Source organism: Rosenbergiella sp. YN46 (genome assembly GCF_036620675.1).
Taxonomy (GTDB): domain Bacteria; phylum Pseudomonadota; class Gammaproteobacteria; order Enterobacterales; family Enterobacteriaceae; genus Jejubacter.
This window is the reverse complement of the sequence record NZ_JAZHEE010000004.1, coordinates 132,157-154,736: the sequence shown is the minus strand read 5'-3', so window position 1 is coordinate 154,736 and position 22,580 is coordinate 132,157. Positions and strand designations below refer to the sequence as shown.

General features: G+C 57.5%; 22 protein-coding genes. 15 read left to right on the top strand and 7 right to left on the bottom strand.

The annotated features are described in order from the left end of the window. Nucleotides 1–115: 115 nt before the first annotated feature. A complete protein-coding gene (locus V3W49_RS05550) occupies nucleotides 116–484 on the bottom strand; it encodes a MerR family transcriptional regulator (RefSeq protein ID WP_500144210.1) in 369 nt (122 codons plus the stop codon). Nucleotides 485–570: 86 nt separating this feature from the next. On the opposite strand from V3W49_RS05550, the gene V3W49_RS05545 reads away from it, so the two are divergent. Continuing rightward, on the top strand, nucleotides 571–1,452 hold the full coding sequence (locus V3W49_RS05545) for an alpha/beta fold hydrolase (RefSeq protein WP_500144209.1): 882 nt from the start codon (nucleotides 571–573) through the stop codon (nucleotides 1,450–1,452). A gap of 178 nt (nucleotides 1,453–1,630) precedes the next feature. After that, the gene (locus tag V3W49_RS05540; RefSeq protein WP_500144208.1) at nucleotides 1,631–3,010 is read left to right on the top strand and encodes a DASS family sodium-coupled anion symporter; all 1,380 of its coding nucleotides are present in this window, start codon (nucleotides 1,631–1,633) and stop codon (nucleotides 3,008–3,010) included. 132 nt (nucleotides 3,011–3,142) lie between these two features. Here V3W49_RS05540 and V3W49_RS05535 read toward each other — a convergent pair whose 3' ends face one another. Then, nucleotides 3,143–3,922, bottom strand: coding sequence for a siderophore-interacting protein (locus V3W49_RS05535; protein WP_500144206.1), 780 nt, complete (start codon nucleotides 3,920–3,922; stop codon nucleotides 3,143–3,145). A gap of 277 nt (nucleotides 3,923–4,199) precedes the next feature. On the opposite strand from V3W49_RS05535, the gene V3W49_RS05530 reads away from it, so the two are divergent. After that, a complete protein-coding gene (locus V3W49_RS05530; protein ID WP_500144204.1) occupies nucleotides 4,200–4,754 on the top strand; it encodes a PadR family transcriptional regulator in 555 nt (184 codons plus the stop codon). Between the two features lie 5 nt (nucleotides 4,755–4,759). On the opposite strand, the gene V3W49_RS05525 is transcribed toward V3W49_RS05530, so the two are convergent. Continuing rightward, nucleotides 4,760–4,915 (bottom strand): hypothetical protein, encoded by a 156-nt coding sequence (locus V3W49_RS05525; protein WP_500144202.1) that lies wholly within the window; start codon nucleotides 4,913–4,915, stop codon nucleotides 4,760–4,762. Nucleotides 4,916–5,298: 383 nt separating this feature from the next. Here V3W49_RS05525 and V3W49_RS05520 point away from each other — a divergent pair, with 383 nt between their 5' ends. Further along, nucleotides 5,299–7,314 carry an oxidoreductase gene (locus V3W49_RS05520; RefSeq protein WP_500144358.1) on the top strand — a complete coding sequence of 672 codons (2,016 nt, stop codon included), beginning with the start codon at nucleotides 5,299–5,301 and terminating at the stop codon, nucleotides 7,312–7,314. Here the strand turns inward: V3W49_RS05520 and rlmG are convergent. Beyond that, nucleotides 7,311–8,450, bottom strand: a complete 1,140-nt coding sequence (gene rlmG, locus V3W49_RS05515) for a 23S rRNA (guanine(1835)-N(2))-methyltransferase RlmG (protein WP_500144200.1) — start codon at nucleotides 8,448–8,450, stop codon at nucleotides 7,311–7,313. The two genes, V3W49_RS05520 and rlmG, sit on opposite strands and share 4 nt — an antisense overlap. 105 nt (nucleotides 8,451–8,555) lie before the next feature. Here rlmG and V3W49_RS05510 point away from each other — a divergent pair, with 105 nt between their 5' ends. From V3W49_RS05510 to sstT, 5 genes are all read left to right on the top strand, one after another. Further along, entirely contained in the window at nucleotides 8,556–9,059 is a 504-nt protein-coding gene (locus tag V3W49_RS05510) for a M48 metallopeptidase family protein (protein WP_500144199.1), read from the top strand. A 115-nt stretch (nucleotides 9,060–9,174) separates the two neighbouring features. After that, complete coding sequence (locus V3W49_RS05505) at nucleotides 9,175–10,122, top strand: D-2-hydroxyacid dehydrogenase (RefSeq protein ID WP_500144197.1); 948 nt, start codon at nucleotides 9,175–9,177, stop codon at nucleotides 10,120–10,122. A 111-nt stretch (nucleotides 10,123–10,233) separates the two neighbouring features. Next, nucleotides 10,234–11,232: a Gfo/Idh/MocA family protein gene (locus tag V3W49_RS05500; protein WP_500144196.1), complete on the top strand. Its 999-nt coding sequence runs from the start codon at nucleotides 10,234–10,236 to the stop codon at nucleotides 11,230–11,232. 280 nt (nucleotides 11,233–11,512) lie between these two features. Beyond that, nucleotides 11,513–12,484 (top strand): TerC family protein, encoded by a 972-nt coding sequence (locus V3W49_RS05495; protein WP_500144195.1) that lies wholly within the window; start codon nucleotides 11,513–11,515, stop codon nucleotides 12,482–12,484. Between the two features lie 258 nt (nucleotides 12,485–12,742). After that, nucleotides 12,743–13,990, top strand: a complete 1,248-nt coding sequence (sstT, locus tag V3W49_RS05490) for a serine/threonine transporter SstT (RefSeq protein ID WP_500144194.1) — start codon at nucleotides 12,743–12,745, stop codon at nucleotides 13,988–13,990. Here the strand turns inward: sstT and V3W49_RS05485 are convergent. The 3 genes from V3W49_RS05485 to uxaC form a co-directional block, all read right to left on the bottom strand. Continuing rightward, complete coding sequence (locus V3W49_RS05485; RefSeq protein ID WP_500144193.1) at nucleotides 13,987–14,559, bottom strand: YgjV family protein; 573 nt, start codon at nucleotides 14,557–14,559, stop codon at nucleotides 13,987–13,989. The two genes, sstT and V3W49_RS05485, sit on opposite strands and share 4 nt — an antisense overlap. A 293-nt stretch (nucleotides 14,560–14,852) precedes the next feature. Then, nucleotides 14,853–16,340 (bottom strand): UxaA family hydrolase, encoded by a 1,488-nt coding sequence (locus V3W49_RS05480; RefSeq protein ID WP_500144192.1) that lies wholly within the window; start codon nucleotides 16,338–16,340, stop codon nucleotides 14,853–14,855. Nucleotides 16,341–16,360: 20 nt separating this feature from the next. Beyond that, a complete protein-coding gene (uxaC, locus tag V3W49_RS05475) occupies nucleotides 16,361–17,773 on the bottom strand; it encodes a glucuronate isomerase (RefSeq protein ID WP_500144190.1) in 1,413 nt (470 codons plus the stop codon). Nucleotides 17,774–18,121: 348 nt separating this feature from the next. On the opposite strand from uxaC, the gene V3W49_RS05470 reads away from it, so the two are divergent. The 6 genes from V3W49_RS05470 to V3W49_RS05445 all read left to right on the top strand — a co-directional run bounded on the left by V3W49_RS05470 (nucleotide 18,122) and on the right by V3W49_RS05445 (nucleotide 22,579). Continuing rightward, on the top strand, nucleotides 18,122–19,426 hold the full coding sequence (locus V3W49_RS05470; protein ID WP_500144189.1) for an MFS transporter: 1,305 nt from the start codon (nucleotides 18,122–18,124) through the stop codon (nucleotides 19,424–19,426). Nucleotides 19,427–19,533: 107 nt separating this feature from the next. Beyond that, a complete protein-coding gene (gene exuR, locus V3W49_RS05465) occupies nucleotides 19,534–20,310 on the top strand; it encodes a transcriptional regulator ExuR (RefSeq protein ID WP_500144188.1) in 777 nt (258 codons plus the stop codon). Between the two features lie 362 nt (nucleotides 20,311–20,672). Then, entirely contained in the window at nucleotides 20,673–21,335 is a 663-nt protein-coding gene (yqjA, locus tag V3W49_RS05460) for a DedA family general envelope maintenance protein YqjA (RefSeq protein WP_500144187.1), read from the top strand. Nucleotides 21,336–21,341: 6 nt separating this feature from the next. Continuing rightward, nucleotides 21,342–21,713 (top strand): EnvZ/OmpR regulon moderator MzrA, encoded by a 372-nt coding sequence (gene mzrA / locus V3W49_RS05455; protein ID WP_500144186.1) that lies wholly within the window; start codon nucleotides 21,342–21,344, stop codon nucleotides 21,711–21,713. A 155-nt stretch (nucleotides 21,714–21,868) separates the two neighbouring features. Next, nucleotides 21,869–22,240 (top strand): DUF1090 domain-containing protein, encoded by a 372-nt coding sequence (locus V3W49_RS05450; protein ID WP_500144184.1) that lies wholly within the window; start codon nucleotides 21,869–21,871, stop codon nucleotides 22,238–22,240. Nucleotides 22,241–22,279: 39 nt separating this feature from the next. Further along, nucleotides 22,280–22,579, top strand: a complete 300-nt coding sequence (locus tag V3W49_RS05445; RefSeq protein WP_500144183.1) for an ElaB/YgaM/YqjD family protein — start codon at nucleotides 22,280–22,282, stop codon at nucleotides 22,577–22,579. Nucleotide 22,580 lies beyond the last annotated feature (1 nt).

Genomic DNA, 22,580 nt, shown 5'->3' with positions numbered 1-22,580 from the left:
ACCAGCAATTTCGCCCCATGTCCCGGGGCATTACGCCGCCACCTTGACGAGTTCAGATCGCCCGTCCGGGAGATAAAAAGCGGAAACAAAAGTCACGACAAACGGCACCATACTCTCAGTCGGGGTGCCCCTGCCCTTCACTGCGCCTCAACGTCTCAGCCAGGCAATCCCTGCGCCGCTCCAGTTCGGCTATCTGCCGCTCTATGGCCGCCAGGCGCTTAAGCTGCATCTCCCGGGTTTCCGGGCAGAAGGCGGCGTCTTCGGTCATGCGCATACAGTCGGGGAAGGCGCTGATTTCCGCCAGGCTAAAACCGGTGGCGATCAGGCGCTGAATCTGCCGGACCTGGGTTATCGCCTGGGCCGGAAAGAAACGATAGCCGTTGCAGGCACGCCGGGATGCCAGCAGTCCATGTCGATCATAATGGCGAATCGCCCGCACGCTCACGCCGGTCTCTTTCGCCAGTTCGCCTATTGATAACGTCATGATCTTTTCCTCCGGGGTTAACGCTTGACTCTGACATCAGTGTCAGGGTTCAGGATAGCTGGAAATCACCACTGAAGGAGTCATCAATGCGATTGTCAGCTCATTCTTATTTAGCCCTGTTATTACTGCTGTTTTCCGCCGCGCTGTCGGCTCAGCCCAAAAGCTATACCGCGACCGCGCCGGATGGCGTGCGCCTGGCGGTGCAGGAGGCGGGAAATCCGCAGGGTACGCCCATCATCTTTATTCATGGCCTGCTCGGCAGCCACCTGAACTGGGAGCGGCAGTTTCGCGATCCGCAACTGCAACGCTTCCGGCTTATAGCCTTCGATCTGCGCGGGCACGGGCTTTCCGACAAGCCGGGCCAGGAATCCGCTTATCGCAACGGTAAACGCTGGGCTGGTGATCTGGCGGCGATTATCGCCGCCAGCCACGCTCATAAGCCGCTACTGGTGGGCTGGTCGCTGGGCGGCGCGGTGATCACCAACTATCTGGCTGCCCGTGGCGATTCCGATATTCGCGGCGCGCTCTACGTGGATGGCGTGGTGGAACTGACTCCGGCGTTGATCCCCTCTCACACCAGCGTCTATCGGGATATGATCGCGGCAGATCTGAAGACCCATCTGGATGGCGAGCGCGCCTTTCTGCGGCTGTGCTTCCACCAGCAGCCGGATAGCGTCACCTTTGAGCGCCTGCTGGCCAACGCAGCTCTGGCGGCATGGCCCATGCAGCGCGCAGTGCCTTCCATGAGCATTGCGCTGGAGCAGGGCCTGGGTCAGGCCCGGGTTCCTCTGCTGTTTATTTACGGCGCGCAGGACGCCCTGGTCCGGCCTCTGCCCGCGCTGGCTCGTGCCCGTCAGGTCAATCCGGGGATTCAGTCGCGCCTCTATCCAAACGCCGGTCATGCGCCCTTTATGGAAGAGCCGACGCGTTTTAATCGCGAACTGGCGACCTTCGCCGACAGCCTGTAACCCTGCGGCAGGGACGCCGTAGCCCCCCATATTTAATGAACAACCATTATTGCGATTAGAGAGCCTAAACTCCTACCAGGATCGCAAATCAATGACCTTGTAATTTCCATGTGTATACAATTTGATACATTTATAGAATGATATGTTAACAAATAAGTAAAAATACGGGAGACACCTCATGGATGTACAACCACTGAAAGCCGCAATGTCCAGCCCCCCTTCCGGACGCGGGCTGGCGATTATCGCCATCGACATTGTCCTGCTGATCGTACTGATCAATTTTTTACCCTTCGACGAAAAGGCGAACGCGGGCCTGGCGCTGATGGTGTTTATCGGCGTGCTGTGGCTGACGGAGGCAATCCACGTCACCATCACCGCATTGTTAATTCCGCTGCTGGCCATTGCCTTCGGTCTGCTGGATGCCAACAACGCCCTGAAATCCTTCGCTAACCCGATTATCTTTCTGTTCTTCGGCGGCTTCGCGCTGGCGACGGCGCTGCACGTTCAGGGGCTGGACAGACTCATCGCCAATCGGCTGTTGATGCTGGCGGGCGGCCGGCTGGGGCTGGCGGTCATCATTCTGTTTGGTGTGACAGCCGCGTTTTCGATGTGGATCAGTAACACCGCCACGGCGGCGATGATGCTGCCGCTGGCACTGGGGATCCTCACCAATCTGGATCCGGAAAAAGAGCGCAAAACCTATATCTTCCTGCTGCTGGGCATCGCCTATAGCGCCAGCATCGGCGGCCTGGGCACCCTGGTGGGCAGCCCGCCTAACGCCATCGCCGCCGCGCAGCTCAATATCGGCTTCTTCGAGTGGATGAAGTACGGCATTCCGCTGGTGGTGGTGATGATGCCGCTGATGGTCGGGCTGATGTATCTGATGCTGCGCCCGAATATGAAGTACAAAGTGGATATCAAGCTGGAGCAGATGGAATGGACCACCATGCGCCTGATAGCCCTGGCGATCTTCGCGCTGACGGTAGCCTGCTGGATCTTCAGCACCCGGATCAGCGCGCTGTTGGGCGGCGTGAAGCAGTTTGACTCCCTGGTAGCGATCTCCGCCGCGGTGCTGATCGGCGTAAGCGGCGTCGCCAGCTGGAAGCAGATACAAAACAATACTGAATGGGGCGTGCTGATGCTGTTCGGCGGCGGTCTGACGCTGAGCATTATTTTGCAGGATTCCGGCGCCAGCGCCATTATGGCCAACGGCATGGCGGATATCTTCGGCGCCAGCCACTGGTTTATCATCATGCTGGCGGTGGCGACCTTTATCATCTTCCTGACCGAATTCACCAGTAATACCGCCAGCGCCGCGCTGCTGGTGCCGGTATTCGCCACGGTAGCTAAAGCGCTGGGCATGCCGGAAGCGCTACTGACGCTGATTATCGGTTTCGGCGCCTCCTGCGCCTTTATGCTACCGGTCGCCACCCCGCCCAACGCCATTGTGTTCGGTTCCGGGTATATTAAACAAACCGATATGGTGCGGGTTGGCATTGGGCTTAACATCGTGAGCGTCGCGGTGGTCACGCTGTTCGCCTGGTTCCTGTGGCAATAGCGGTCAGAAGCCCAGGACCCGCTCTCGCCGGACAAAGAGACCATCGTCACTCAGGCCCACCAGGGCGACAATGGTCTCTGCCGCAAACCACTGCGCCGTAGACAATTGGACGATTCATGACGTGCCGCTCTGTCACTCTTCCTTCTGGTGCCAGTACGCCACGGCGCGCAGACGCCGGGCGTCGATTTCCGGCGTCTCGAAACGGCTGCTCAGGCGCTTCACGGCTTTGCCTTCCCCGGTTACCCACAGGAAATAGTCGTCAGCCGGGACTTCCAGAGTCTCCAGGCGACGGGCAATGGCCTGTTCGTCACCGGCCGCGACCCATTCGATATCAAAGTCGGACAGATGCGCCAGATAGGCTTTGCTGGCCGGATCGTGAATAGCAACGATGGCCGTCACCTTTCCCCCGCTGGCCAGACGGCTTAGCGCTTCCAGGCGGCGGCGCAGCGCCGGCATTCCGGTTTCGTCGCAGACATAAAGCTGCCAGTGATAATCTTCGGGCACGATCAGCGAACCGCGCGGGCCACCGGCGAACAGCGTATCGCCCGGTTGCACCCGTTGCGCCCAGTCACTTGCGACGCCACCGTCGTGAATAAAGAAATCGAGCGCCAGTTCGTGGCGCTGCGCGTCATACAGCGGGGTGTAGTCGCGCGACGGCGGGCGCTCATCGCTGCTCCAGACAATCCCTTCATCCGTGGCCTGAGGGGGGATAAAGGTGGCGGGATCGGTAGGGAAAAAGAGTTTGATATGATCATCGAACCCTTGTGAGACAAAGCCTTCCAGCTCCGGGCCCCCCACCACCACGCGCCGGAAGCCCGGGGCGATATCTTCGCTACGCAATACCGTCAGAGCGCGGAAACGCAGTTCATTACGTACCCGGCGCGGAAGATTCTCGTTTTTCTGTTCAGCCATCGTTTCTCTCTTCAACCGTAAAAGGACTCTTGTGCAGGCATGCTCACTGGCGCCTGCCTCTATTAGATATATCTAAACTTCAGTGTAAGTGATAATGATTCCTGATTGCGTTAAATGCAACCTTTTTTTGATATAGCCATCAGACAGCGTACCCATCATTGAGAAGCGAAATTAATTTCTTAATTATCAATTAATTAATATAAATCACGCATATTTCATTGCATGCTGGTAATTTTTAGATATAAATAGATATATCTATATAGCAGGACATCACATCATGCGTGACAGCGATAATCCCTGGGGCTCCGTTGCCGGTGAACTGGGCCATGAAGCCCCCCATCACGGGCGCGGAGGCCGACACGGCAAGCGTCCGCGCTTCTTCGGCCACGGCGAGCTGCGGCTGATCATCCTCGACATCCTGATCCATGGCGCCAGCCACGGTTATGAGTTAATTAAGGCTATTGAAGGGCTGACCGGCGGCCACTACGCCCCCAGCCCGGGCGTGATCTACCCCACGCTCGAACTGCTGGCCCGGCAGCAGTGCGTCAATATCAGCGAAGAGGAAGGCGGTCGTAAGCGCATAGCTATCACCCCGGAAGGAGAAATGTTCCTGGAACAGCATCGGGAACATCTGACTCATATCCACCAGCGTCTGAAAGCGCGCGCCGTAGGCCATCAGTTGCGTAAAAACCCGCAAATGAAGCGGGCGCTGGAAAATTTTAAGGCGGTACTCGATCTACAGGTCAATCAGGGGGAGTGCGACGAAGCGCGGTTAAAGCGCATCGTCGCCGTCATCGACAAAGCCGCGCAGGAAATAGCGCAGCTTGAATAAAAGCGTTAGCTCACATTGATGAACGCGCCTTTCGGGCCGGTCACAATGCAGTGATTGCGGCCGGTGGTTTTGCCGAAAGACATCGCCTTGTCAGCGCGGTCAATGGCTTCGTGCAGGGTTTCATCTTCCAGAATCGGCGCCGGAGCGCCGGTGACCGTCACCTTAATGTCTTCGCTATCGCGGCTGCTCCAGCGCCGGCAACAGATGGCATAGTGTAAAGCCGCTGTACAGCAGCTGGCACAGCGCTAATCTCGTCAACGACTCGTGTAACTTTCTTCATGAAATTAATATAAGCTCACAAAATAACAAGCACGGGAAAAGGTTGCTGTTACTTTCAAATAAGACCAATAACAGACAAATCATTACATCTGTTTCCCGGGCGAAATTAAATAGTCCCGCCTTTTAATGTCGCTACGGCGTTCATCCCTTACCGCATGTGCTCTGCGTGAATTCCGTCACAATCCTTAATCCTCAGCAGGCCCGATCGCCAACAGCCAATTATCCTTAACTCATCCGACCACATGAATTGTTCGCACCGGAACCCATTATGCGCTACCCCACACTGTTTACACCGCTGGATTTGGGATTCATCACATTAAAGAACCGGGTGCTGATGGGCTCAATGCATACCGGACTGGAAGAACGCCCGGATGGCGCAGAACGGCTGGCCGCTTTCTATGCCGAACGGGCACGTCACGGCGTGGGGCTGATTGTAACCGGCGGCATCGCTCCTGAACCCAGCGGCGTTACCATGCCCGGCGGCGCGCTGCTCAACGCCAGCAGCCAGTTGGCGCCCCATCGAATCATTACCCGGGCCGTACATCAGTATGACGGACGCATCGCATTACAGATTCTGCATACCGGGCGCTACAGCTATCAGCCTCATCCGGTAGCGCCCTCCGCTCTGCGCGCGCCCATCAACCGCTTTACGCCCCATGCCCTGACGCCCCGGGAAATCCGCCAGCTTATCGGGGACTTCGCCCGCTGCGCCATGCTTGCCCGGGAAGCAGGCTACGACGGCGTGGAAATTATGGGTTCCGAAGGCTATCTGATTAATCAGTTTCTGGCCGCCCGCACCAATCAGCGCAGCGATGAATGGGGGGGCGACGCCGAACGGCGAATGCGCTTCGCGACGGAAGTAGTACGCGCGGTGCGCGCCAGCGTGGGCGACGACTTCATCATTATCTGGCGCCTGTCGCTACTGGATCTGGTGGAAGGCGGCAGCACCTTTGAAGAATCCCTGACGCTGGCCCAACGGCTGGAAGCCGCTGGCATTACGCTGATTAATAGCGGTATCGGCTGGCATGAAGCGCGCATCCCGACTATTGCCGCATCGGTGCCGCGCGGGGCCTTCGCCTGGGCGACCCGCCGCCTGAAAGAGCGGGTTAATCTGCCTACCATCGCCACCAATCGCATTAACGATCCCGGCGTGGCGGAGGCGATCCTGGCCGCCGGCGACGCCGATATGGTCTCGATGGCGCGCCCCTTCCTGGCGGATCCAGCGCTGCTCAGCAAGGCGCAGGCCGGCCATGAGGCGGACATCAACACCTGTATCGGCTGCAACCAGGCCTGCCTGGATCAGGTGTTCGCAGGTCAGGTGAGCTCCTGCCTGGTCAATCCGAGCGCCTGTCATGAAACCCTGCTGACGCCCGCGCCTTTAACCGTCGCCAAAAACCTGGCCGTGGTGGGCGCAGGGCCGGCTGGACTGGCTTTCGCCATTAACGCCGCCCGGCGCGGCCATCGGGTGACCCTGTTCGACGCCGCGATGGAGCCCGGCGGCCAGTTCACCCTCGCCCGGCAGATCCCGGGCAAGTCGGAGTTCAACGAAACGCTACGCTATTTCCGCCATCGCCTGCAGCATCTGGATATCCGCCTATGCCTGGAGCATCGCGCTGGCCCTGAAGATCTTAAGGGTTTCGATGAGATCGTGCTGGCCTGCGGCATCCGCCCGAGAACGCCGGAGATTCCCGGCATCGACCACAGTAAGGTACTCAGTTATCTGGAGGTGCTGCGCGATAAAAAACCGGTGGGCAAACGGGTGGCGATTATCGGCTGCGGCGGTATTGGCGTAGATACCGCCCTGTGGCTGAGCCAGAGTGCGGCGCCGCAAAGCATTCCCGCGTTTTGCGCCGAGTGGGGCATCGATACCGATCTCCATCATTCCGGCGGCCTGTTACCGGAAGGTGCCCGGCCGCATCCCAGCCCGCGCAGCATTGTGATGCTCCAGCGCTCACCCGGCCTGCCGGGCGCAAACCTTGGTAAAACCACCGGCTGGATCCACCGTCTGGCGCTTAAATCCCGCGGAGTGGAGATGCTTTCAGGCGTAACCTATCTGGGCATCGATGATCAAGGTCTGCATATTCATACCCCGGAAGGCGCACGCACGCTGGCGGTGGATAACGTAGTTGTCTGCGCCGGTCAGGAGCCGGAACGCGGTCTGGCGCAGGCGCTAGCCGGCGATCCCCGCCCGGTGCACCTGATCGGCGGTTGCCAGCAGGCCCGCGAGCTGGACGCCCGCAGGGCCATTGAACAGGGAACCCGGCTGGGAATGACGATTTAACGCGCTTTGCTTTTGCGCTGCTTCAGGGCGCGCAGCACCACAAACTTTTTGTTGCTGGCGACGACGGCGCAGTTGCCAAACAGCTTCTTCAGCTTGCGGTGATAGTCAAGGTGCCGGTTGCCGACGATACGCAACTCGCCGCCAAATTTCAGGCAACGCCGGGCATCCTGGAACATCTGCCAGGCGATATAGTCGGTAATGGCGTGCTGTTGATGAAACGGCGGATTGCACAGCACCGCATCCAGGCTTTCCGGCGCTACGCCCGCCAGCGCGTTATTGACCATAAAGCGGCTACGGGCCTGAGCTTCTGGCAGGTTGTGCTGTATGTTAAGTTCAGCGGAAGCGACGGCCATATAAGACTCATCGACAAAAGTCACAGTCGCATCGGGGTTCTGCGCCAGAAGCCGCATACCGATCACCCCATTACCGCAGCCCAGATCCACCAGTTCCCCTTCCAGATTTTCCGGCAGGTGCTCCAGAAAGAAGCGGGCACCGATGTCGAGCCCGGAGCGAGCGAAGACATTGGCGTGGTTGTGAATCTGCCAGGAGGTACCTTCCAGCAACCACGAGTGAGTCAGCGGCGCCTCCTCCAGCGCTGGCGCGCTCCAGGTAGAGTGAATCAGGCGTGCCTTTTTCCAGGCAAGCGTTGTAGTGGTCGGCCCCAGAATGCGCTCAAACAGCGCCAGGGTAGAGTTATGGATATCCCGGGCTTTAGCGGCGGCGACGATCCGGGTTTCCGGCGTCACCACGGCTCGCAGGGCACGCAGCTGATATTCCAGCAGCGCCAGCTGTTTCGGCACTTTAATAAGCACCAGCGACGGCGTCTGAGGCAGAGGATCCAGGCTACCTTGCAGCGTGACCGCCGATTCATCCAGGCCATTAAGCCGCAAATTCTGGCGCGTTGCCTGTTGAGTGATAAAGGAGTCGCTGACGCAGACAGGATGGTGCCGGGCCAAAGCGCAGGCCAGCGCGCCAAAGGCGTCATTTAGTATCAGTAGCGGGCCTGCGCCCGGCTCTCCTGCTTGCTGTAACAGATATTCATCCGCCGCTTCCCACGCCTGTAGCGGCGAAGCATCATCAGTTGCGGGAAGACGCTGCAACGTCAGTTGCTGCCCCCCCAGTTCCACCTGGCTCATCGACCCCTCCGGATGATAAAATCCACACCCTGAACAAAACGCCAGAGTATATCTGAAAACCCGGCGCTTGCGGGAAGCGCGGGCGCAACAATAGCGGAGACAGGCATGACGACGCTCACTTACCTGCAGGGCTATCCTGAATCGCTACTGACGCAGGTTCGCGCGCTTATCGACCAGGGCCAACTGGGCGCCGTGCTGCAAAGCCGCTATCCACAGCGCCACGATATCGCCAGCGATAAAGCGCTGTGGGACTATGTTCAGCAGATTAAGAACCGCTATCTGCGCAGCGCCCCGCCCGTCAGCCGGGTGATGTACGACAACAAAATCCACGTCATGAAACACGCGCTGGGGCTGCACAGCGCCGTCTCCCGGGTGCAGGGCGGTAAACTGAAAGCCAAAGCGGAAATCCGCGTCGCGACGCTGTTTCGCAACGCGCCGGAATCCTTCCTGCGGATGATTGTGGTTCATGAACTGGCGCACCTGAAAGAGAAAGATCACAACAAGGCGTTCTATCAGCTGTGCTGCCATATGGAGCCCCACTATCATCAACTGGAGTTCGATACCCGGCTGTGGCTGACCTGGCGCGACCGGCAGGCAGCGGAGCGCTAGCCGGTAATATCCCTGCAAAATTTGTTTTTTACCCGTTTGCTCCGAATCTATATGCTGGGATCGTCCTGCCCCCTGATTTCAGGGGAGGCACAAACACAATAACCCAGGAGACAGCATGAAGATCGTAACGCTCGACGGCGATACCCTTCCTTTACCGATCCCTCAACCCGACTGGTGCGACGAGTGGTCTTATCGCGGCAGCACCCTACCCGATGAGTTGCCGGATGCACTGCGCGGCGCCACTGTCGCTATCACCAACAAGGTACAACTGCGGGCAGACGTTCTGAAGGATCTGCCGGATCTGCGCTATATATGCGTTGCCGCCACGGGCTATGACTGCGTGGATATCGACGCCTGCCGCCAGCAGGGGATCGCGGTCAGCAACGTACCGGGCTATTCCACCAATAGCGTGGCCGAAACGGTTATCGGCAACATTTTCGCCCTGCGTCGTCATCTGGTCGAATACCGCCGTCGCGCCTTTGCCGAATGGCAGAGCGCCCCCCACTTCTGTATTCAGGGGCCGCTGATTCGCGATCTCCAGGGCGCCACCTTAGGTATCTTTGGCCGCGGCGCCACCGGGCGCGCCGTGGCGCAAAAGGCCGAAGCGCTGGGCATGAAGGTGCTGTTCGCCGAGCATAAGCAAGCGCCTGGCGTGCGCGACGGCTATACCGCCTTTGACGAGGTGCTGGCCCACAGCGACGTTATCAGTCTACACTGCCCGTTAACGCCGCAGACCCGCCACCTGTTCGATGCCGCCACCCTGAGCGCCATGAAGCCGGGCGCGCTGCTAATCAACAGCGCCCGCGGGCCGCTGATTGACGAAGCTGCGCTGGCCCAGGCGCTGCGCGACGGCCCCCTCGGCGGCGCCGCGCTGGACGTTCTGACGCAAGAGCCGCCGCGCAGCGGTAGCCCGCTGCTGGAAACCCACCAGGATAATCTGATTATTACTCCCCACGTCGCCTGGGCAAGCGAGGCCAGCGTGGAGAACCTGATTCAGGGCATCAATGAAAATCTGGCCGGATGGCAGGCCGGCGCGATAAAAAATCAGGTAAACCGCGCCTGATACGACCACCGCTTCCTCGCCATATGACGGGGAAGCGGTATCGCGCACAGGTTTTTACTTAACATCCTGCTACGCTGTTCGTGAGTCTGGCTTTGGAGAATATCCTCAAAAATGATACGTCTTGCCGTAATAGGAACCAACTGGATCACCCGCCAGTTTGTCGATGCCGCCCATGAAAGCGGCCTGTATACCCTGACCGCTGTCTATTCACGTACCCTTGAGAACGCCCACGAATTCGCCCGGGATTATCCGGTCGACAGGCTGTTCACTTCACTGGAAAGTCTGGCGCGCAGCGATGCCATCGACGCAGTCTACATCGCCAGCCCTAATTCCCTGCACTTTCCGCAGATCCAGCTGATGCTGGAGCACGGCAAACACGTGATTTGCGAAAAGCCGCTGACCTCAAACCTCCAGGAAGCCAAAGCTGCGATCCAACTGGCACGCGACAACCAGCTCGTGCTGTTCGAAGCATTCAAGACCGCGTACCTGCCCAACTTTACGGCGTTGCGCCAGGCGCTGCCGCGGGTCGGTAAGCTACGTAAGGTGCTGTTTAACTACTGTCAGTACTCCTCGCGCTATCCGCGCTACCTGGCGGGCGAAAACCCCAATACCTTTAATCCGGCCTTTTCCAATGGCTCGATTATGGATATCGGCTATTACTGCCTGGCTACCGCGCTGGCGCTGTGGGGCGAGCCGCATGCCATACAGTCCCACGCGACACTACTGGAAAGCGGCGTCGACGGCCACGGCAGCGTGCTGATGGACTACGGCGAATTCAGCCTGACGCTGCTGCATTCCAAGGTGAGCAACTCGACGCTGCCGAGCGAAATCCAGGGTGAAAAGGGCTCGCTGGTGATTGAGCGGATTTCAGAGCTGCAACGCATCACCTTTATTCCGCGCGGCGGCACGCCGCAGGATCTGACCGAGCCTCAGCATATCAACACCATGCTGTACGAAGCGGAAGCCTTCGCTCGTCTGGTGGAAGAGCGGGAAGTGAACCACCCGGGACTTCAGTTAAGCCGCAGCACCGCACGCCTGCTGACCCGAATCCGCGCCCAGACCGGCGTGGTGTTCCCGGCGGATGGCATAGATGTCCAACCCACAACGTAAATTCAGGTAAATAACCGGTAACAGAATTTGACCCCGCTCACAGGCTCGCCTATGGTAATCAGCGCAAAGGGGAGTAACTTCATTGCCGGTGGATCGTCATTACGAAACCTTGTGTTTCCGGTCGCCGGGCAGTGTGGATGATTTTCTATACTCGCTATGATGAAGAGTATAGTCCACGTTGTAAGTGAGACCTTGCCGGAAGGCGAGGTGTAACTGCAACGCAGCAATTGCGGCTAACGTCTTCCGACGTTGGCCGTTTTTTGTTTTGAAGGAACTCTCTATGAATACTGTCGGCACCCCCCTGTTATGGGGCGGATTCGCTATCGTGGTCACCATCATGCTGGCCATCGACCTTCTGCTTCAGGGCAGGCGCGGCGCCCACGCGATGTCGATGAAGCAGGCAGCCGCCTGGTCCATCGTCTGGGTAACGCTCTCTCTGCTGTTTAATGCCGCCTTCTGGTGGTATCTGGCTGGCACCGAAGGGCGCGCGGTGGCAGATACCCAGGCGCTGGCCTTCCTGACCGGTTATCTGATTGAAAAAGCCCTGGCGGTAGACAACGTCTTCGTCTGGCTGATGCTGTTCAGCTATTTCTCGGTTCCCGCAGCGCTTCAGCGCCGGGTGCTGGTCTACGGCGTTCTGGGCGCCATCGTGCTACGAACCATTATGATCTTTACCGGTAGCTGGCTAATCGCCCGCTTCGACTGGATCCTCTACCTGTTCGGCGCTTTCCTGCTGTTTACCGGTATTAAAATGGCCATCGTCAAAGAAGATGATGAAAGCGGCATTGGCGATAAACCGCTGGTGCGCTGGCTGCGTGGCCATCTGCGTATGACGGACTCTATTGAAAACGAACACTTTTTTGTGCGTAAGAAAGGCGTGCTGTTCGCCACACCGCTGCTGCTGGTGCTGATTATGGTGGAACTGAGCGATGTTATCTTCGCGGTAGACAGCATTCCGGCTATCTTTGCCGTCACCACCGATCCCTTTATCGTCCTGACCTCGAACCTGTTCGCGATTCTGGGCCTGCGCGCCATGTACTTCCTGCTGGCGGGGGTGGCCGAGCGCTTCTCAATGCTGAAATACGGGCTGGCGGTGATTCTGGTATTTATCGGCATTAAGATGCTGATTGTCGACTTCTGGCACATCCCCATCGCCATCTCGCTGGGCGTGGTGGGCGGTATTCTGACCATCACACTGCTGGTAAACGCCTGGGTTAACAAGCGTAATGACGCTAAAAAACAGCTTCAGTAATAGAAACGGGGCGCCCCGCGCCCCATTTTCTCTGCCATAAAAGCTCAGTAAGTGAGCAAATATTAATAACTCGTGATTTTAACGTTATAAAATCTGCAATTCCGCACAAATATTAGCACTCCCCTCTTCCCGGATTCTCGCTTTTCCTTATACTCAAACGGGCAAACACGCTTTTTTACATCCTTTCACAATTACAAAGCGTACGGAAAAGTACGTGCAGAAAGGCAGTAACATTTCAACATCACAGGAAGGTTAACAATGGCTACACAAAATGCATCCGAAAGGTTGTTCCGGCGCCTGGCGCAGGGCAGCCTGGTCAAACAAATCCTGGTCGGCCTGGTACTGGGCATACTGCTGGCCTGGATCTCTAAACCCGCAGCCCTTGCCACCGGGCTGCTCGGTACCCTGTTCGTCGGCGCCCTGAAGGCCGTAGCGCCGGTGCTGGTGCTGGTGCTGGTTATGGCCTCCATCGCCAACCATAAGCACGGGCAGAAAACCAGCATCCGCCCGATTCTGATTCTCTATCTGTTCGGCACCTTTGCCGCCGCGCTGACGGCGGTAGTGGTGAGCTTCCTGTTCCCCTCCGCGCTGCACCTTGCCACCGGCACCACCGATATCACGCCGCCTTCCGGCATTGTCGAGGTATTAAAGGGGCTGCTGATGAGTATGGTTTCCAACCCCATCGATGCGCTGCTTAACGCCAACTATATCGGGATTCTGGTCTGGGCCGTGGCGCTAGGTTTTATGCTGCGCCATGCCGGTGACACCACCAAAAACCTGATCAACGACTTCGCCGAAGCCATCACCCGTATCGTCAAAGCGGTGATCCGCTTTGCGCCCATTGGTATCTTTGGCCTTATCGCCTCGACCATCGCCAGCACCGGTTTTGACACGCTCTGGGGCTATGCCCGCCTGCTGGTGGCGCTGATTGGCTGTATGTTCTTCGTGGCGCTGGTGCTCAACCCGCTGATGGTATGGTACAAAATTCGCCGCAATCCTTATCCGCTGGTATTCGCCTGCCTGCGCGAAAGCGGCGTGACGGCGTTCTTTACCCGCAGCTCCGCCGCCAATATTCCGGTGAATATGGCGATGTGTGAAAAGCTGAAGCTGGACAGGGATACCTATTCGGTTTCGATTCCGCTGGGTGCCACCATTAACATGGCCGGAGCGGCGATCACCATCACGGTACTGACCCTGGCCGCAGTGCATACCCTGGGCATTCAGGTGGATCTGTTTACCGCGCTGCTGCTGAGCGTGGTGGCCGCGCTGGGCGCCTGCGGCGCTTCCGGCGTGGCGGGCGGTTCGCTGCTGCTGATCCCACTGGCCTGTAATATGTTCGGCATTCCCAACGATATCGCCATGCAGGTAGTGGCGGTAGGCTTTATTATCGGCGTGCTGCAGGATTCCTGTGAAACGGCCCTAAACTCTTCCACCGATGTGCTGTTTACCGCCGCCGCCTGCCTGGCGGAAGAGCGTACGCTACCCAACAGCCCGCAGCGGAGTTAACTGCCGGAACTTCCGCCCGGATGGGCGGAAGTTTGTTCCACCAGCGCTTTTTCCACCCGAAAGGGATCGACGCCCCGGCGCTGCATGCGCCAGAAGCGAATAATATTCAGGCCATTAACCACCAGAAAACTCCCTTCAATCAGCGTTCCGCCAATGGATCCCAGCCAGAAGTTATGAATCACCCAACAGACCGTGGAACACCAGATCACGCAACGCATCCCCAGGCCGTGCCAGCGAAACAGCGCCCAGGTGCTAACGGTGGTTCCCACAACAGGCAGCAGTTCCATTGGATGCTGTAGCTTTGCCAGCCCCAGCGTCAGGGTCAGCGCAATAAAAGCGCCCATAACCCACAGGCTGCGGGTGCGTAACGTAATCAGGGTGCGCAGCGCGTTCAGTCCGGCGCTCATACCGGCAGGCCAGGCGCCCATCAGTACAAAGTGGCAGGCGATCACCGCGCTGTAGCAGGAAAGCTGTTTCTTAAAACGCCGCTCATCGCGATTGATAAAGGTCGTGATACCGATAATAAAAGCAATAATGCCGACCCCCTGGGCCAGCCATTCCAGGTTCATGGATACTCCTTAGAGCCTGTCCCATTGGGGCTATTTTATTTGCCATTCTGGCCCTGGGCGGTGCTCAGACAAAACACGTGAGTGTTTTGAACGTCCTTCAGGGCGGCCCCGAAGGGGGGAGCGGAGCGAATAATCCTTACGTACTACCTGTACGTTCCGGTTCCTGCGCGCTGTCCGTGTCCAGACTGGCTACAACAATAACGCCTGATGGGACAGGCTCTTAGTCCGTTCTTACGCAAAAACGGCGCATCACAAAGTGAAACGCCGTTTTATATCATACTGCAATTCCTGCTTTACAGCGTGACGCCGCTCTTAAATATCGCCAGCTCGCGGAAGTCGTTTCGTTCGTTACAGGTCAGCTTACCGCTGGCAATGTCGGCAATAGCGTCGATAAAGCGCTCCAGCAGTTCCGGCATCGAAACACCGTGCAGAAGCTGACCGGCATCGAAGTCGATCCAGTGCGGCTTCTTCGCGGCCAGTTCGCTGTTGGTGGCAATCTTCACCGTCGGCACAAAACCGCCGTAGGGAGTACCGCGCCCGGTGCTGAACAGCACCATATGACACCCGGCGCCGGCCAGCGCGCTGGTGGCTACCGCATCATTACCCGGCGCGCTCAGCAAATTCAGGCCTGGCTCGCTCAAACGTTCACCATAGCGCAAAACGTCCACCACCTGGCTCTGGCCCGCCTTTTGGGTACAGCCCAACGACTTCTCTTCCAGGGTAGTGATACCGCCTGCCTTGTTCCCCGGCGACGGGTTTTCGTAAATCGGCTGGTCGTGGGCAATGAAGTACTGCTTAAAATCATTGACCATCGCCACCGTTTTCTCGAAGGTCGCTTCGTCACGGCAGTGGCTCATCAGGATCCGCTCCGCGCCGAACATCTCCGGCACTTCGGTCAGTACGGTGGTGCCGCCGTGAGCGACCAGATAGTCAGAGAAGCGCCCCAGCATCGGGTTGGCGGTAATACCGGACAGACCATCGGAGCCACCACACTCCAGCCCGAACTTCAGTTCACTCAAACGGCCTGGTACGCGTTTGTCCTGCCGCATCGCCGCATAGAGCTGGCTCAGGTGCACCAGTCCCGCCTCCACTTCGTCATCCTGCTGCTGGCAGACCATGAAGTGAACGCGCTGCGCATCATAGTCGCCCAGGGTTTCCCGAAAGGCGTCTATCTGGTTGTTCTCGCAGCCCAGGCCAATCACCAGCACCGCTCCCGCATTGGGGTGACGCACCATGTTCTGCAACATGGTGCGGGTATTGAGATGGTCGTCGCCTAACTGCGAACAGCCAAACGGGTGGCTGAACAGATGAACACCGTCGATATCCGGCGCATCGTTATGCTGCTTCAAAAAACGCTGCTGGATCTGACGCGCAATGCCGTTCACGCAGCCAACAGTAGGCAGGATCCACAGTTCGTTACGCACCCCGACCTCGCCGCTGGCGCGGCGATAGATCTGTACTTCGCGATCCGCAGTCTGCTCGCCGGCGGCGATGATTTCAGGCTGATAGCTATACTCATCCAGGGCGTTCAGGTTAGTGCGAACGTTCCAGGAATGGACGTGTTCCCCGGGGGGGATATCACTCAGGGCATGGCCGATGGGCAGGCCGTATTTAACAATGTTCTCGCCCCTGGCGATAAGGTTCAGCGCAAACTTATGGCCACGCGACAGCGCCTGGCGGAGCTGTACCTGAACGCCGTCCAGCTCAATGACCATCCCTTCCTGCAGATCCTCCAGTGCGACCGCGACATTGTCCTGCGCGTGGATCCTGATGTATTGCATATCAACCTCGAAATGGCCGGTTAGTTCAGTTCAATGCCGAAGTAGTCACGGGCATTGTTGAAGCAGATGTTTTCCACCATGGTGCCCAGCAGTTTGATATCCGCCGGCGCTTCGCCCGCTTCCACCCAACGGCCAATCATCTGACACAGCAGACGACGGAAGTATTCGTGACGGGTATAGGACAGGAAGCTGCGGCTGTCGGTCAGCATCCCCACAAAGCGGCTCAGCAAGCCCAGCTGCGCCAGCTGCGTCATCTGTCGCTGCATGCCGTCTTTCTGATCGTTAAACCACCAGCCGGAACCAAACTGCATCTTGCCCGCGACGCCTTCGCCCTGGAAGTTGCCGATCATGGTACCCAGCACTTCGTTGTCGCGCGGGTTCAGGCAGTACAGGATAGTCTTCGGCAACAGGTTCTCTTCGTTTTGCTTGCTCAGCAGGCGCGAGAGTTCCTGGGCCAGCGGACGGTCATTGATAGAATCAAAGCCCACATCCGGCCCCAGCAGCTTGAACTGACGCAGGTTGTTATTGCGCAGCGCGCCAATGTGGTATTGCTGCACCCAGCCGCGACGCGCGTATTCGGCACCCAGCCAGACCAGTACCGCGGTTTTAAACTGCGCGGTTTCCAGTTCGCTTAACGCGGAGCCGGAAAGGCGGCGAGCCAGAATGGCGTCCAGCGTGGCTTCATCGGCATCGGCGTAAAGAACCACATCCAGCGCATGGTCGGACACTTTACAGCCGTGGGCGGCGAAGTGGTCCAGACGCTTGCTCAGGGCACTCTGCAGATCGCTGAAGCGGCGGATATCGGTATCGGCGACTTCCGCCAGCTTAGCGATATACCCGACAAAGGTGTCCTGCTCGATGTTAAAGGCTTTGTCCGGACGCCAGCTCGGCAGCACCTTGACATCGAAACTGCCGTCGGCGGCAATACGCGCATGGTGGCTCAGGTCGTCGATCGGGTCGTCGGTGGTACCCACCATCTTCACGTTCATCTGCTTCATGATGCCGCGGGCGGTAAACGCATCCTGAGCCAGCAGATCGTTGCACTGGTTCCAGATCTCATCAGCCGTTTCCGGCGACAGCAGCTTGCCAGTAATGCCGAACGGGCGGCGCAGCTCCAGATGGGTCCAGTGATACAGCGGGTTGCCGATGGTGTGCGGCACGGTAGCGGCCCAGGCGTCAAACTTCTCACGATCGGAGGCATCGCCGGTACACAGACGTTCGGCAACGCCGTTAGAGCGCATGGCGCGCCACTTATAGTGATCGCCTTTCAACCAGATGTCATAAAGGTTGTTGAAGCGATAGTCATCCGCGACCTGCTGCGGCGGCAGATGGCAGTGGTAATCAAAGATGGGCTGCTCTTTAGCGTGATCGTGATAGAGACGACGGGCAAACTCGGTATCCAGCAGAAAATCTTCAGTCATAAACCGGTTCATTATTTTTTCCTCTGGCGAATGGATTCTGTGGTCTGCAACTATGATGACAAAGTTATCACACCAATTTCCTCCACCAATGGTAAATTTGTGTGCTAACTCACAATTTCAAGACAAATCTTTACGAAAAAACACGCCGTTTTACCTCTTAATCCCTTGCCAGAACTGGCCTCCCTACCCCTAAAGGATACCCCCACCGTGAAAAGTGCTTTTGTGATGTCACTCAACTTTTAAAGCTGTATGACAAGTTATCGTTGGCGCCGTCGTCATCTATCTGCCACATGGACCGATTTACGCGGCGATACGTCGCTTATTGCACGGTATGGATACCTCACAAGACAGAGGTCAGAAATGAGAAAAATAAAAGGATTACGCTGGTATATGATCGCACTGGTGACGCTGGGTACCGTGCTGGGTTACCTGACGCGTAATACTATTGCGGTCGCCGCACCGACCCTTCAGGAGCAGCTGCATATCACCACGCAGCAGTACTCTTACATTATCGCCGCCTATTCGGCGTGTTACACCGTCATGCAGCCGGTCGCCGGCTATATTCTTGATATTCTGGGTACCAAGGTTGGCTACGCCATGTTCGCCGTGCTCTGGGCCGTGTTCTGCGGCACCACCGCACTGGCGGGCAGTTGGGGCGGACTGGCTATCGCACGCGGCGCCGTAGGCGCTGCCGAAGCAGCGATGATTCCGGCGGGCCTGAAGGCCAGCTCCGAATGGTTCCCGGCAAAAGAACGCTCTATTGCCGTCGGTTACTTTAACGTCGGCTCCTCTATCGGCGCCATGCTGGCTCCGCCTCTGGTGGTCTGGGCCATCGTCTGGCACAGCTGGGAAATGGCGTTCATTATTACCGGCGTACTGAGCTTTATCTGGTCGATGCTGTGGCTGCTGCTGTATAAGCACCCGAAGCACCAGAAACACCTGAGCGATGAAGAGCGCGACTACATCATCGGTGGCCAGGAAGCCCAGCATCAGACCAACAATGGCAAGAAAATGTCCGCCTGGCAGATCATCCGCAACCGCCAGTTCTGGGGCATCGCACTGCCGCGCTTCCTGGCTGAACCTGCCTGGGGTACCTTCAACGCCTGGATCCCGCTGTTTATGTTCAAGGTATATGGCTTTAATCTGAAAGAGATCGCCATGTTCGCCTGGATGCCAATGCTGTTCGCCGACCTTGGCTGCATCGTCGGAGGTTATCTGCCGCCGCTGTTCCAGCGTCTGTTCGGCGTTAATCTGATTGTCTCCCGTAAGCTGGTGGTCACCCTTGGCGCCGTGCTAATGATTGGCCCGGGCACCATCGGCCTGTTCAGCAGCCCTTATGTCGCTATTGCCCTGCTATGCATCGGCGGTTTCGCTCACCAGGCGCTTTCTGGCGCGCTGATCACCCTCTCTTCCGATGTCTTCGGGCGTAACGAGGTAGCAACCGCTAACGGCCTGACGGGTATGGCCGCATGGACCGCCAGCACCCTGTTCGCCCTGGTGGTCGGCGCTCTGGCGGATACTCTGGGCTTCAGCCCGCTGTTCGCGGCGCTGGCGGTATTCGATCTGCTGGGCGCGGTGGTTATCTGGACGGTATTGAAGAACAAACCGGCTGAAGAACTTAACGACGATGGCCCGGGCAAGCTGAAACCCGCGCAACAGAGTTAAGCGCAGAGTAAAAAAGCCGCCTCCGGGCGGCTTTTTTACTCTCCCGGTAGAGCGTCACCGGGAAAAGTGGTATAACAAATCGATAGCAATTTTGTCCGGAGCCGCCCATGGAGTTAACTGAATCCCGACGACTTTATCAGCAGCTTGCCGCCGACCTGAAGCAATGCATCGAAGGCGGTATCTATGCTGTGGGAGAAAAGCTCCCCGCTGAACGTTTTATCGCCGAAGATAAGAATGTCAGCCGCACCGTGGTACGCGAGGCGATCATTATGCTGGAGGTCGAAGGGTACGTTGAAGTCCGCAAAGGTTCCGGTATTCACGTGATCTCCAGCCAGGCGAAGCATAGCCAGGTGCCCGACGAACGCCTGGAGTTCGCCAGCTTCGGCCCCTTTGAGCTTTTGCAGGCCCGCCAGCTTATCGAAAGCAATATCGCAGAGTTCGCCGCGACCCAGGTGACCAAACAGGATATTGTTAAACTAATGGAGATTCAGGAGAAATCGCGCTCAGAGCAGGATTATCGCGACTCTCCGTGGGATCTTCAGTTCCATGTGCAGGTCGCGCTGGCCACCCAGAACAGCGCGCTGGCGGCCATCGTTGAAAAAATGTGGACTCAGCGGGTACATAACCCCTACTGGAAAAAACTGCATGAGCATATCGATCTCAGCACCTTCGATCACTGGTGCGAGGATCACGATGCCATTCTGAAAGCGTTAATTCGCAAAGATCCGGCCGCCGCTAAACTGGCGATGTGGCAGCATCTGGAAAATACCAAACAGATGCTGTTTAACGAAACCAGCGACGATTTCGAATTCAACGCAGACCGGTTCCTGTTTACCGAAAATCCGGTCGTCCATCTTAACCTGCCGGCCCCCCCACAAAAATAGCCTTCCCCGGCGAGGGTAAGCAAACAATGTATAGTGTCAGCGTTTGTAAATACCCTCGCCACACCTCTTCGCGACAAGCAAAATCAATACTCAATGAAATACAAATATTATGACGTTGCCCGAAGGGCTTTGTTACAATTAGACGTATACCCTAAATAATTCAGACAGGCATCAACAGGCTAACGCTCTGAAGCATGAGGGGAATATATGATTGCATCGTCCCCTACAATATCCGGCGCATGCAGACACCAGACCGTCTCCGGCCGTCGCACGCCCTTCAGGCAGCGCGGCTGAACCGATCGTGTCATATACTCACCGCGCCCGCGGATGGCTTGCTTTCAGATGTGTACCAGGAAAAATGAATGGAACTTATAACGCAACTGCTGAACGCTCTCTGGAGTCAGGATTTTGAAACACTGGCGAATCCATCCATGATCTGGATGCTTTATTTTGTCTTGTTCATGATCCTGTTTCTGGAAAACGGACTGCTGCCTGCCGCGTTCCTGCCAGGCGACAGCCTGCTGGTCCTGGTGGGGGTTCTCATCGCCAAAGGCGCCCTGGGTTACCCGCAAACAGTGATTCTACTCACGGTGGCCGCCAGCCTGGGCTGCTGGCTGAGCTACATTCAGGGGCGCTGGCTGGGCAATACCCGAACGGTGCAAAACTGGCTGTCGCATCTGCCCGCCCACTATCACCAGCGCGCTCATCACCTGTTCCATAAGCACGGCCTTTCCGCTCTGCTGATCGCGCGCTTTATCGCCTTCGTTCGCACCCTGCTGCCCACCATCGCCGGGCTGTCAGGGTTAAGCAGCACGCGCTTTCAGTTCTTTAACTGGATGAGCGGCCTGCTGTGGATCCTGATTCTCACCACCCTCGGATATCTGCTGGGAAAAACCCCGGTATTTCTGAAATACGAAGACAAGTTGATGTCCGGCCTGATGCTGCTGCCCGTCGTACTGCTGATTTTTGGGCTTATCGGCTCCCTGGTGGTACTGTGGAAAAAGAAATATGCCAATCGGGGATGAGTTAACATGCGTCTGAATCTGGGACTGCGTCAGCTGATACTTATCGCTCTGCTGGCGCTTACCGCGACAACAGTCTGGCTTACGCTGCGCCAGCCGGAAGCATCGCTGGAGATCCGCGCCGTACGCGCGGGCGTAAGCTCACCCGACGGTTTCTTTGTCTGGCACCATCTGGACGCCAACGGCATTCCCTTCAAAAGCATTACTCCTGTCGGCAACGCGCTGGTGATTAAGTTCGACTCCAGCGCGCAAAGCAACGCCGCCCGGGAAGTTCTCAACCGAACTCTGCCTCACGATTACATCATCGCGCAGCAGGAAGATCGCAGCCTTTCCCTTTCCCTGCTTTCCCATCTGCGCTCCGAGCGCCACCGCCTGGGCTAGCCGTTTCAGCGTAATCCAGCCAATATACCCCACACAATGCCTTTGGGTTTTGTTGCGAATCGTCTATGCTTATTTTGTACGGTTCCGCCGTATTTACCCGATCGACTGGAATTTTCGGCGCTTTTAGACGCCGTAACACAATGGAAGGTTTCTTGATGAAAAGCCGTATTATGCTGGCAGTTGCGCTCTTATCTCTCACCGCCGTGGCGCAGGCCTCCTCCTCTCCATGCCGTGAAAAAGAGCAGAGCATCCTTAAGGAAATCAGCTACGCCGAGCAGCACGGTAATGAATATCGCCTTTCCGGCCTGAAAAAAGCCCTGAGCGAAGTTCGCACCCACTGTGACGACGATCGGGTTCGCGCCGATCATCGTAAGGATATCGCAGAAAAGCGTGCCGACGTCGCCGAGCGCCGGGCGGACCTGGAAGAAGCCAAACGCAAAGGCGATCCGGAAAAAATTGCCAAACGCGAGCGTAAACTCGCCGAAGAGGTATCTGAACTGAAGGCGTTAGAAGCCCGGGAATATTAATTTCCGGGAACCGAACTCAACAATCAGGAGAGAGTAGTAATGTCAAAAGATACTGAAAACTTGCGCGTTGAACTGCAATCACTGGCCGATACTCTGGAAGAGGTACTGAATGCCTCAGGCGAGAAAAGTAAGGCCGAACTGGAAACCCTGCGCGAAAAAGCGCGCCGCGCCCTGCAGGATAGCCGTAGCCGCCTGCATGATACCGGCGATGCCATCGCCCGCCAGACCCGCGAAGCAGCCTCCCGCGCCGACAACTACGTGCGCGACAACCCCTGGACCGGCATCGGTATCGGCGCCGCCGTGGGCGTTGTGCTGGGCGTTCTGCTGTCCCGCCGCTGAT

What these genes read in the sequence shown, in the direction of transcription:
- sstT (WP_500144194.1), top strand. Translation starts at nt 12,743, where the DNA reads ATGGCTACACAAAATGCATCCGAAAGGTTGTTCCGGCGCCTGGCGCAG.
- V3W49_RS05500 (WP_500144196.1), top strand. Translation starts at nt 10,234, where the DNA reads ATGATACGTCTTGCCGTAATAGGAACCAACTGGATCACCCGCCAGTTT.
- rlmG (WP_500144200.1), bottom strand. Translation starts at nt 8,450, where the DNA reads ATGAGCCAGGTGGAACTGGGGGGGCAGCAACTGACGTTGCAGCGTCTT.
- V3W49_RS05545 (WP_500144209.1), top strand. Translation starts at nt 571, where the DNA reads ATGCGATTGTCAGCTCATTCTTATTTAGCCCTGTTATTACTGCTGTTT.
- V3W49_RS05450 (WP_500144184.1), top strand. Translation starts at nt 21,869, where the DNA reads ATGAAAAGCCGTATTATGCTGGCAGTTGCGCTCTTATCTCTCACCGCC.
- uxaC (WP_500144190.1), bottom strand. Translation starts at nt 17,773, where the DNA reads ATGAACCGGTTTATGACTGAAGATTTTCTGCTGGATACCGAGTTTGCC.
- V3W49_RS05535 (WP_500144206.1), bottom strand. Translation starts at nt 3,922, where the DNA reads ATGGCTGAACAGAAAAACGAGAATCTTCCGCGCCGGGTACGTAATGAA.
- V3W49_RS05510 (WP_500144199.1), top strand. Translation starts at nt 8,556, where the DNA reads ATGACGACGCTCACTTACCTGCAGGGCTATCCTGAATCGCTACTGACG.
- mzrA (WP_500144186.1), top strand. Translation starts at nt 21,342, where the DNA reads ATGCGTCTGAATCTGGGACTGCGTCAGCTGATACTTATCGCTCTGCTG.
- V3W49_RS05480 (WP_500144192.1), bottom strand. Translation starts at nt 16,340, where the DNA reads ATGCAATACATCAGGATCCACGCGCAGGACAATGTCGCGGTCGCACTG.
- V3W49_RS05505 (WP_500144197.1), top strand. Translation starts at nt 9,175, where the DNA reads ATGAAGATCGTAACGCTCGACGGCGATACCCTTCCTTTACCGATCCCT.
- V3W49_RS05530 (WP_500144204.1), top strand. Translation starts at nt 4,200, where the DNA reads ATGCGTGACAGCGATAATCCCTGGGGCTCCGTTGCCGGTGAACTGGGC.
- V3W49_RS05495 (WP_500144195.1), top strand. Translation starts at nt 11,513, where the DNA reads ATGAATACTGTCGGCACCCCCCTGTTATGGGGCGGATTCGCTATCGTG.
- yqjA (WP_500144187.1), top strand. Translation starts at nt 20,673, where the DNA reads ATGGAACTTATAACGCAACTGCTGAACGCTCTCTGGAGTCAGGATTTT.
- V3W49_RS05540 (WP_500144208.1), top strand. Translation starts at nt 1,631, where the DNA reads ATGGATGTACAACCACTGAAAGCCGCAATGTCCAGCCCCCCTTCCGGA.
- V3W49_RS05445 (WP_500144183.1), top strand. Translation starts at nt 22,280, where the DNA reads ATGTCAAAAGATACTGAAAACTTGCGCGTTGAACTGCAATCACTGGCC.
- V3W49_RS05470 (WP_500144189.1), top strand. Translation starts at nt 18,122, where the DNA reads ATGAGAAAAATAAAAGGATTACGCTGGTATATGATCGCACTGGTGACG.
- V3W49_RS05485 (WP_500144193.1), bottom strand. Translation starts at nt 14,559, where the DNA reads ATGAACCTGGAATGGCTGGCCCAGGGGGTCGGCATTATTGCTTTTATT.
- V3W49_RS05550 (WP_500144210.1), bottom strand. Translation starts at nt 484, where the DNA reads ATGACGTTATCAATAGGCGAACTGGCGAAAGAGACCGGCGTGAGCGTG.
- exuR (WP_500144188.1), top strand. Translation starts at nt 19,534, where the DNA reads ATGGAGTTAACTGAATCCCGACGACTTTATCAGCAGCTTGCCGCCGAC.